The organism is Gluconobacter sp. P1D12_c, assembly GCF_018812105.1.
GTDB lineage: Bacteria > Pseudomonadota > Alphaproteobacteria > Acetobacterales > Acetobacteraceae > Gluconobacter > Gluconobacter oxydans_A.
In genome coordinates this window covers 1-388 of the sequence record NZ_JACSIQ010000728.1, presented here as the reverse complement: position 1 = coordinate 388, position 388 = coordinate 1, and the positions used below count along the sequence as shown (strand labels likewise).

Here is a 388-nt window from a genome sequence, read left to right as displayed (position 1 = left end):
GTCCAGGGATGATTGGGTTTCGTCAGACGATGTTCGATCCCSTGGGCTTCGCAGATCATGTCGAAGCGCATGGGACGCGACCAGGCCGTATTGCGATTACGGGGTTGGTCAGCGAACTGGATCCCATTGTCGGTCAGGATGGTGTGGATCCGGTAAGGGATGATGCTCAGGAGATGTTCGAGGAATTCCCAGGCTGTCTTCCGATCGGCTTTCCCGACGAGTTGTGTGACAGCGAATTTGCTTGTCCGGTCGATAGCAACGAAGAGGTGCTGCTTGCCCTCAGCGGTCTGGACTTCGGCAATATCGATGTGAAAAAAGCCGATGGGATAGCGTTTGAAGCGCTGGCGTTTGGGCTTGTCTCCCTCGATGTCCGGCAACCGGGATATCC

The 388-nt window shown here is 55.8% G+C and carries 1 protein-coding gene; it reads right to left on the bottom strand.

All coding sequences use genetic code 11. From position 1 onward, the window contains the following. Positions 1–388, bottom strand: a 388-nt coding sequence (locus tag KP705_RS18925) for a DDE-type integrase/transposase/recombinase (protein WP_215765426.1), incomplete at both ends; no start/stop codon positions are given.